Consider the following 8984-nt stretch of genomic DNA (forward strand, 5'->3'; position numbering starts at 1 on the left):
GTTTTTATTTAAATATTATTTAATATCTTGCGTTTATAAATCATATTTTACATTAACTAAAACCCTATAACATGTAATAAAGCAAAGGTGAACTATGCCAATTTAGCACTCATAACTAAAGCGAGTTGCTCATACATCCCCCCCCCCAAGTTTAGCTCGCCAATATTAACTAGTGAATAGCTCAGTACCCACACACCCGATAACACATAAAAAAAACAAAGGATTCGAGCCATACACAATTAATGGATTAACAAGACGTTCGGGTTTTACTATGTCGCAAAGCCACACAAAAAAGGCCAGTACAATACAGGCAATCCCTGAGGTGTAAATAACAAAGGTACTGGTCCAAAGCGGTTTATTAATTGGCATAATCAGCGAGCCTAATTGCTCTAGAGCAATACCGACAACCCCGATTAACAACAAACGCTTAATACTTGTCCATTGACTGCTAGAGCTGGTAAGTAGGCGGGTAACCTAAAAGCCAAATAAAACACTCACGACACTAGGTAAGGTGCTCAAAAGCCCTTCTGGATCAAACGCTAATCCTTTACTTCACCACAAATGCGGTTCACCTAACACCGCTATATAAACCGTTCTATCCAGGTTATTCTCTAGTGTATAGGCATTATTAGAACCAACACTTAAAAGCAGTAACCAATATGTAATTAAAATAACAACCGATAAGCTGATCACCCCTCGCCTATTGAGTAACAATACACAGATAGACGCTAAAATATAGGCAATGCCTATTCGCTGTAATACACCCAGTATTCTCAAGTTTTCAATGCTCGTGGTAAAGGGGTAAATATTTAACGCTAAGCCAATAGCAAAAATAATTGCTGCTCGTTTTATCAGCCGTAACACTTGGCTTGCATTAGCTGTGCTGTTGGTTTTTTTAATGAAAAAAGCCGCAGAATCAATAATGAAACGGCGGCTTTAAATCAGAATATTTAACTTTATATTATGCTGTGGTTATTAAACTTTATAAAGCTTGTTCAAGCTCAGGTAATACATCAAATAAATCAGCAACTAAACCGTAATCAGCCACTTGGAATATTGGCGCATCTGGGTCTTTATTAATGGCCACAATAATTTTTGAATCTTTCATGCCAGCTAAATGCTGAATAGCACCACTTATACCTACGGCTATGTATAAATTAGGCGCAACAATTTTACCTGTTTGACCTACTTGCATATCGTTAGGGACAAAGCCTGCGTCAACCGCTGCACGTGAAGCGCCAATTGCAGCCCCCAGCTTATCGGCAATACCATTAAGAAGTGCAAAGTTTTCACCATTTTGCATACCTCGACCACCTGAAATAACCACATCAGCTGCAGTGAGCTCTGGGCGTTCAGATTCGGTTTGCTCAACACTAACAAAGCTACTTAACAGTGAATCAGAGACCGTATCTAAGGTTGTGACATTAGCTGGCGCTTGTTCGCCTTGTAAATCAAAGCTACTTGCACGCACGGTGATCACTTTTTTATTATCGAGTGATTTAACCGTTGCTATGGCATTTCCCGCATAGATTGGGCGTTTAAACGTGTCTGCGTCAATAACAGCAATAATTTCTGAAATTTGTGCAACATCTAATAATGCGGCAACACGCGGCATAAAGTTTTTACCTGTCGTTGTGGCACTTGCCACAATATGGCTGTACTCACCTGCAAGTGATAACACTAAATCTGTCATGCTTTCGGCAAGTTGATGCTCGTACACCGCGTTATCTGCAAGTAATACATTTGTAACCCCCTCAGTGCTCGCAAGTGACTCACTCATGGCACCTAAGTTTATGCCAGCTAACAATACATCGACATCAAAGCCTAATTTTTTAGCGGCGTTAATGGTTTTTGAGGTTTCTGGTTTTAAGGCACCGTTATCGTGCTCTGCAATTACAAGAGTTTTCATTTAAATCACCTTTGCCTCTGTTTTAAGTTTTTCCACAAGCTGTGCAACGTCTTCAACAATAATGCCGCCGCTGCGTTTTGCTGGTTCTTCTACACGAACGACTTCAATACGCGGTGTTAAATCGACACCTAACGAATCAGCCGCAATAACTTCTAGCGGTTTACGTTTGGCTTTCATGATATTAGGTAGCGACGCATAACGTGGCTCGTTTAAACGTAAATCGGTGGTTACAATCGCTGGTAAATTAAGTGCAACAGTTTGCAAACCGCCATCAACTTCGCGGGTTACATTCACTTTGCCATTTTCAATAACCACTTTTGAAGCAAATGTACCTTGGCCGCGATTAGTTAATGCAGCGAGCATTTGGCCCGTTTGATTATTATCAGAATCGATAGATTGCTTGCCTAAAATAACGAGCTCAGGAGATTCTTGCTCAACCACTTTCGCAAGTAACTTTGCAATATGGAGAGATTCTAGGTTTTGCTCGGTTTCAACATGAATCGCTTTATCAGCGCCAAGGGCAAGTGCTGTGCGTAATTGCTCTTGTGATGCTTTAGCGCCAATAGTCACAACAACCACTTCGCTTGCAGTACCCGCTTCTTTTAAACGAATCGCTTCTTCTACCGCAATTTCACAAAATGGGTTCATTGCCATTTTTACGTTTGTTAAATCAACACCGCTGTTATCAGGTTTAACGCGAGCTTTTACGTTGTAATCAATCACTCTTTTTATTGGTACGAGAACTTTCATAGGGACTCCATAATTATTTAAACCTATAAGCTAACGTATACGTCAACCTATTTATTTTATGAAATCAGACTACTTCCTGTTGACGTAAACGTCAACCTAAAATAACCTTAAACTATTCACAACCTGTAACGTTTAATTTGCATCACAAAATAACAGGTTGCTTAGCTTACTTTTTGCCTATAGGGCAAGAGTAAGTCCGTCATAGATAAAGAGGTTATTATGATTGAACGCGAAACCATGGAATTTGATGTTGTTGTTGTAGGGGCAGGCCCTGCTGGGCTCTCAACAGCAATTAAACTCGCGCAGCAAGCACAAGAAAAACAACAAGAGTGCATGATTTGTGTGGTTGAAAAAGGCTCTGAAGTGGGCGCGCATGTATTATCAGGTGCTGTTTTTGAAACCAAAGCATTGGATGAACTACTGCCAAACTGGCAAGAATTGGGCGCGCCTGTTACGACTAAAGTCCAAAGCGATGAAATTTATTGGTTTAATAACGAACAAAAAGCAACCTCTATACCTCATTTTGCAACCCCTAACACATTTCATAATAACGGTAACTACATTGTTTCTATGGGGAATGTATGTCGTTGGCTTGCTGAGCAAGCAGAAAACTTGGGCGTTGAAATATTTCCAGGCTTTAGTGCTCATTCACTTATTATTGAAGATGATGTTGTTAAAGGCATTATTACCGGTGATATGGGGCTGGATAAAAACGGCGACGAAAAAGACGGTTACATGCCGGGTATGGAGTTACGTGCTAAATACACGGTATTCGCTGAAGGCTGTCGCGGCCATTTAGGTAAGCAACTGATCAATCAGTTTGCTTTAGACGATGAAAGCTCGCCACAGCATTACGGTTTAGGCTTTAAAGAAATTTGGCAAGTAGATGAATCTAAACATCAGCTTGGTAAAGTAGTTCACGGAACCGGTTGGCCATTGAGTGGCGATACTGGCGGTGGTGCTTTTATGTATCATAGCGAAAACAACCAAGTGGTGGTTGGTTTAATTGTTGATTTAAATTATTCAAATCCACATTTAAGCCCATTTGATGAGTTTCAGCGTTTAAAACACCACCCGGTATTTAAAAAAACCCTTGAAGGGGGTGAGCGTATTGCTTATGGTGCGCGCGCCATTGCCAAAGGCGGTTTACACTCTTTGCCTAAAATGCATTTCCCGGGTGGCTTATTAGTGGGCTGTGATGCAGGCACCCTAAACTTTGCAAAAATTAAAGGTAATCATACGGCTATGAAGTCAGGCATGATAGCCGCTGAGGTGATTTTTAATGCGCTACAAAACGATTTAGCTAACACGGATTTAACCCAGTACACCGCTGAGTTTAAAAAATCATGGGCGTATAAAGAGCTGTATCAATCTCGTAACTTTGGCCCCGCTATGCATACCTTAGGCAAATTTGCAGGCGGTGCGTATAACACCCTTGATCAAAACATATTTAAGGGTGCCCTACCGTTTAATTTTAAAGATAACGTACCCGATCACGCCACTTTGAAAGACGCTGATCAAGCTCAAAAGATTGCCTATCCGAAGCCTGATGGCAAACTCAGCTTTGATAAGCTTTCTTCGGTATTTTTATCAAACACTAATCATGAAGAATCGCAGCCGTGTCATTTGAAACTCAAAGATGCATCAGTTCCGATTAAGGTAAATTTAGTTAAATTTGATGAACCTGCACAGCGATACTGCCCTGCCGGCGTTTATGAAGTACAAGAAGTCGAAGGCGAGCAAGCCTTTGTGATCAATGCGCAAAACTGTGTCCATTGTAAAACCTGTGATATTAAAGATCCGAGCCAAAATATCACCTGGGTCACTCCTGAAGGTGCCGGCGGTCCTAACTACCCCAATATGTAACAACCTTTCTAAAGAAATTATAAACTTATCCTAAATTGCAGGGGCTTCGGCCCCTTTTTTGCGCTATGCTGTTAAGTAATATGAATAAATGAGAGTATTTTATGGCGTCGTCGAGTGTAATTTTTCGTTTTTTAGCAGAGCCTACCGATGTAAATTTTGGTGGTAAGGTGCATGGTGGTGTGGTCATGAAGTGGATTGACCAAGCAGGCTATGCCTGTGCTGCAGGTTGGAGCGGTCATTACTGCGTAACCGTATCGGTTGCGGGCGTTAAGTTTAGCCGCCCTATTTTGGTTGGCCAAATTGTTGAAGTGGAAGCCAAAATTGCACACACAGGTAAAACCAGTATGCAAATTTTCATTCAAGTACGCTGTGGCGACCCTAAAACCCAAAACTTAGTTGAAACTAATCATTGTGTAATAAGTTTTGTTGCTATGGATGAGACCGGTTACCCTGTTGCCGTTCCTGAATTCACATCTGTTACTGACGAAGATAAAAAGCTAGAAAATTACGCCATTAAAATGAAACAAATAGCGATAGAAACAGAAAACTTACTTTATCAAGTTTAATTAAGTACTTTTTGCAGGTATGTATAAACTACAGCAAACTGTAAATTCTACAATTTTTATTTTTTTACAAATTAACAGTACGCTTAACAGCTGGATGTTTTGCGTACTTAAACCGCCAAAAAAGTTCAATAAACACACTTTAAGAGCAAATATTAAACAAAAAAATTATTGGCATGTTCACTGCAATTAGCTAATTGACGTTTGATGAATCTATCGAACATTAGATATTATTTTTTAAAGGAGCTATACAATGATTAAAACACTTTCTCTTTCTGCACTTGCTTTAGCAACACTGGGTTTTAATTCAGCAGCACAGGCAGATGTTACCGACATGGACTCTCCACGTATTTATACGGGTATTGGTTACGGCCAATATTCATTTCAGTTTGAAGATAGCGAAAACGACACCGATTTCGATGACGACGCGCAAATGTTAAAAGGTTATATCGGTACTCAATTTAATGAACATATAAGCCTTGAACTTGCCTATCAAAATTTTGATGAAGTGAGTGACATAGACAGTAAAGCAGAAATTGATGGGGTATCACTAGCAGCGCGTTTTGCAGCGCCAATCACTGAAAATTTTTCTATCTATGCAAAAGGCGGTTGGTTCGAATGGGATGCTGATTTAACTCAAGAACTACCAGTAGGCAGCGTTAGCGTATCACAAGACGGTGGTGACGTATTTTATGGTGCAGGTATTGAATATGCTTTCACAACCAATATGCAAGTGCGTTTAGAGTATGAGCGTTACGAATTAGATGATGATATCGACCCAGAAATGGACGTTGCGTCAGTATCTTTCCAATATATGTTTTAATAACAACTCAATAGTTGCAATGTAAGGGTAAGGCTAGGTTTAGCCTTGCCCTTTGTTATTCCACATTTAAACGAATCAGTCTAAACTCTCTTTATGCTGATTATATTAAGCTAATGCCACCAATGGTAATTACAGGTAGAATACCTCCCTATTTTATTTGTTAGCGAGCATTATGAGCGATTATCAGATTTCGGCTATTGGTCATATTCAATCACCGTATAAACAAAAGTTTGCCATTCCTAGACAACCTCGATTAGTGCCAGAAGCAAAAGCTAAACTTATTTTTGCTCCAGATTTTAATCGTGAAGAATTTGTTCGTGGTTTAGATGAATTTAGCCATATTTGGCTATTATTTCGTTTTCATGAAACCGCAGATAAAGGCTATTCAGCAATGGTGCGCCCGCCGCGCCTTGGTGGCAATGAGCGTAAAGGCGTTTTTGCCACACGCGCTACATTCAGACCTAACGCTATAGGGATGAGTGCTGTTAAGTTAGAGGGAATTGAATACAAAAAAGGGCAGTTAGCGTTATTGCTCGCCGGTATTGATTTACTTGATGGTACACCTATTGTTGATATTAAGCCTTATTTGCCCTATTCAGACGCTTTACCTGATGCCAGTGCAGGCTTTGCCGACACGCGCCCAGAAACTCACATGAGTGTTGAATTTAGTGAGCAAGCTTTGGAATTTATAAATAAACAAAGCCACTATCCTGAGCTACAAGCGTTTATCAGCAATGTGCTAAAACAAGATCCTCGCCCAGCGTATAAAAAGCAAAAACAAGGCATGCAAAGTTATGGTATGAATTTGTATGAATACAACATTACCTGGCAAGTGACTGACTCTCATCATCTGGTTACTCATATAGAGCCCAGTTAAACTAACTTTAAAACCCTGCTATGGCTATAAAATGCGATAAAAAATCACTTAGCGCTTTAGTGTCAATGCATCCGCTGGTAAACTGAGCGCCTTAATTAAAAGAACATATTACTCTATTTCGGAAAAAACATGCGTACTAGTCAATATATACTCGCTACACTTAAAGAAACGCCATCAGATGCGGAAATTGTATCGCATCAATTAATGCTTAGAGCCGGAATGATCCGTCGCGTCGCTTCGGGTTTATACACTTGGCTACCCTCTGGTTTACGTGTGCTTAGAAAAGTAGAAAACATTGTACGCGAAGAAATGGATAAAGCAGGCGCAATTGAAATGCTAATGCCAGTAATTCAACCGGCTGACTTATGGGAAGAATCGGGCCGCTGGAGTGAGTTTGGTCCAGAGCTTATGCGCTTTACCGATCGTCACAATCGTGAATTTGCTATGGGTCCTACCCATGAAGAAGTGATCACCGATTTTGTCCGCAAAGAAATTAACAGCTACAAGCAACTGCCTATTACTTTGTACCAAATACAAACTAAAGTACGTGACGAACGTCGTCCGCGCTTTGGTGTTATGCGTGCTCGTGAATTTACTATGAAAGATGCCTACTCATTCCATTTAACCGATGAATGTTTAGATGCAACTTATCAAGTTATGCACAAAGCCTACTGTAATATTTTTGAACGTTTAGGCCTTGATTTCCGCCCTGTTATTGCTGATACCGGCTCTATAGGCGGTAGTGTATCGCATGAGTTTCACGTACTTGCTGAATCTGGCGAAGACGCTATTGCCTTTAGTGATGCTAGTGACTACGCCGCTAATATTGAAAAAGCAGAAGCGCTAGCGCCAACTGAATCGCGCCCTGAAGCAAGCAAAGAGCTAAAAGCATTCCCTACACCTGATGCTAAAACAATTAATGAGCTGAAAAAATACTATGGTGTAAAACCACATCGCGGTGTTAAAACACTGATTGTTTATGGCGCCCCTGATGAAGACGGAAAACGTGGCTTAGTTGCACTAGTATTGCGTGGCGATCACGAGCTTAATGAACTTAAAGCTGAAAAACACCCACTGGTTTCTTCACCACTAGAAATGGCAACCGAGGCAGATATTGTGGCTGCCATTGGCGCAAAACCGGGTTCTTTAGGCCCTGTTGGCTTAAACATGCCAATTATTGTTGATAGAGCGGCGAATGTAATGGCTGATTTTGTAGCTGGTGCCAACAAAGACGATGAGCACTTTAGTGGTATTAACTGGGACCGCGACGTAACAGACTACGAAGTAGCTGATATCCGTAATATTGTTGAGGGCGATCCTAGCCCGTGTGGCCAAGGCACGTTGCAAATTAAGCGCGGTATTGAAGTTGGTCATATTTTCCAACTAGGTACTAAGTACTCAGAAGCAATGAAAGCCGGTGTATTAAGCGAATCGGGTAAAAACCAAACAATGACTATGGGTTGTTATGGTATTGGTGTATCACGTGTTGTTGCCGCTGCCATTGAGCAAAATAACGACCAATACGGTATTACCTGGCCTAAAGCCATTGCCCCTTTCGATTTAGCAATTGTGCCAATGAATATGCATAAATCGCATCGTATCCCTGATATTGCTAATAATCTATATCAAGGTTTGAAAGATGCAGGTTTAGATGTGCTATTTGATGACCGTAAAGAGCGCCCTGGTGTTATGTTTAACGACATGGAATTACTCGGTGTACCTTACACGCTTGTAATTGGTGAGCGTAACCTTGATGAAAACAAGGTAGAACTTAAAAACCGCCGCACTGGTGAAAAACTAATGATAGATATTGATAGCGCGATTGAAACAATCAAAAATCAATTTAATGCATAAGCTTAAAGTTAATTAAAAAACCGCTGTATGATTTTTTCATACAGCGGTTTTTTATGACCGTGAATATGATGATTTAAGTTCAAAATGTGCGTCACTGATACTACTATCATTAATCAATTTAAAGCAGATGAAAATAGATTAAAACTACGTATCGTCCTTCGCTATTATGCCTTTTGCAATAGCCATGTTTTTAAGCTCATTTAAAAGCTCCCATATTTCTAGCGTTACATATTTACTAATTAACCTGAGCTGCACATAAGAAATGGAACTAAATGCCCTTGCGGTGATCAGATCTTTCGACCAAGAAACATAAGATTACCGAGGCAAGGGCATGAATAACTT

General features: G+C 40.4%; 9 protein-coding genes. 5 read left to right on the forward strand and 4 right to left on the reverse strand.

From position 1 onward, the window contains the following. Positions 1–165: 165 nt before the first annotated feature. From CWC30_RS18905 to CWC30_RS16505, 4 genes are all read right to left on the reverse strand, one after another. Positions 166–423 (reverse strand): hypothetical protein, encoded by a 258-nt coding sequence (locus CWC30_RS18905; RefSeq protein ID WP_249929896.1) that lies wholly within the window; start codon positions 421–423, stop codon positions 166–168. Between the two features lie 129 nt (positions 424–552). Then, positions 553–864: a hypothetical protein gene (locus CWC30_RS18910; RefSeq protein ID WP_249929897.1), complete on the reverse strand. Its 312-nt coding sequence runs from the start codon at positions 862–864 to the stop codon at positions 553–555. 118 nt (positions 865–982) lie between these two features. Next, positions 983–1909, reverse strand: coding sequence for an electron transfer flavoprotein subunit alpha/FixB family protein (locus tag CWC30_RS16500; RefSeq protein ID WP_138627649.1), 927 nt, complete (start codon positions 1907–1909; stop codon positions 983–985). Next, positions 1910–2659 carry an electron transfer flavoprotein subunit beta/FixA family protein gene (locus CWC30_RS16505; RefSeq protein WP_013464986.1) on the reverse strand — a complete coding sequence of 250 codons (750 nt, stop codon included), beginning with the start codon at positions 2657–2659 and terminating at the stop codon, positions 1910–1912. Positions 2660–2878: 219 nt separating this feature from the next. On the opposite strand from CWC30_RS16505, the gene CWC30_RS16510 reads away from it, so the two are divergent. The 5 genes from CWC30_RS16510 to CWC30_RS16530 all read left to right on the forward strand — a co-directional run bounded on the left by CWC30_RS16510 (position 2879) and on the right by CWC30_RS16530 (position 8642). Further along, on the forward strand, positions 2879–4525 hold the full coding sequence (locus CWC30_RS16510) for an electron transfer flavoprotein-ubiquinone oxidoreductase (protein ID WP_036982841.1): 1647 nt from the start codon (positions 2879–2881) through the stop codon (positions 4523–4525). A 101-nt stretch (positions 4526–4626) separates the two neighbouring features. Beyond that, on the forward strand, positions 4627–5091 hold the full coding sequence (locus CWC30_RS16515; RefSeq protein ID WP_024602547.1) for an acyl-CoA thioesterase: 465 nt from the start codon (positions 4627–4629) through the stop codon (positions 5089–5091). A 250-nt stretch (positions 5092–5341) separates the two neighbouring features. Beyond that, on the forward strand, positions 5342–5911 hold the full coding sequence (locus CWC30_RS16520) for an outer membrane beta-barrel protein (protein ID WP_069439394.1): 570 nt from the start codon (positions 5342–5344) through the stop codon (positions 5909–5911). 172 nt (positions 5912–6083) lie between these two features. Beyond that, complete coding sequence (tsaA, locus tag CWC30_RS16525) at positions 6084–6788, forward strand: tRNA (N6-threonylcarbamoyladenosine(37)-N6)-methyltransferase TrmO (protein WP_138627650.1); 705 nt, start codon at positions 6084–6086, stop codon at positions 6786–6788. 129 nt (positions 6789–6917) lie between these two features. Further along, positions 6918–8642, forward strand: a complete 1725-nt coding sequence (locus CWC30_RS16530) for a proline--tRNA ligase (protein ID WP_138627651.1) — start codon at positions 6918–6920, stop codon at positions 8640–8642. Positions 8643–8984: the final 342 nt, after the last annotated feature.

Origin of the sequence: Pseudoalteromonas sp. S4741 (assembly GCF_005886135.1) — a bacterium.
GTDB lineage: Bacteria > Pseudomonadota > Gammaproteobacteria > Enterobacterales > Alteromonadaceae > Pseudoalteromonas > Pseudoalteromonas tetraodonis.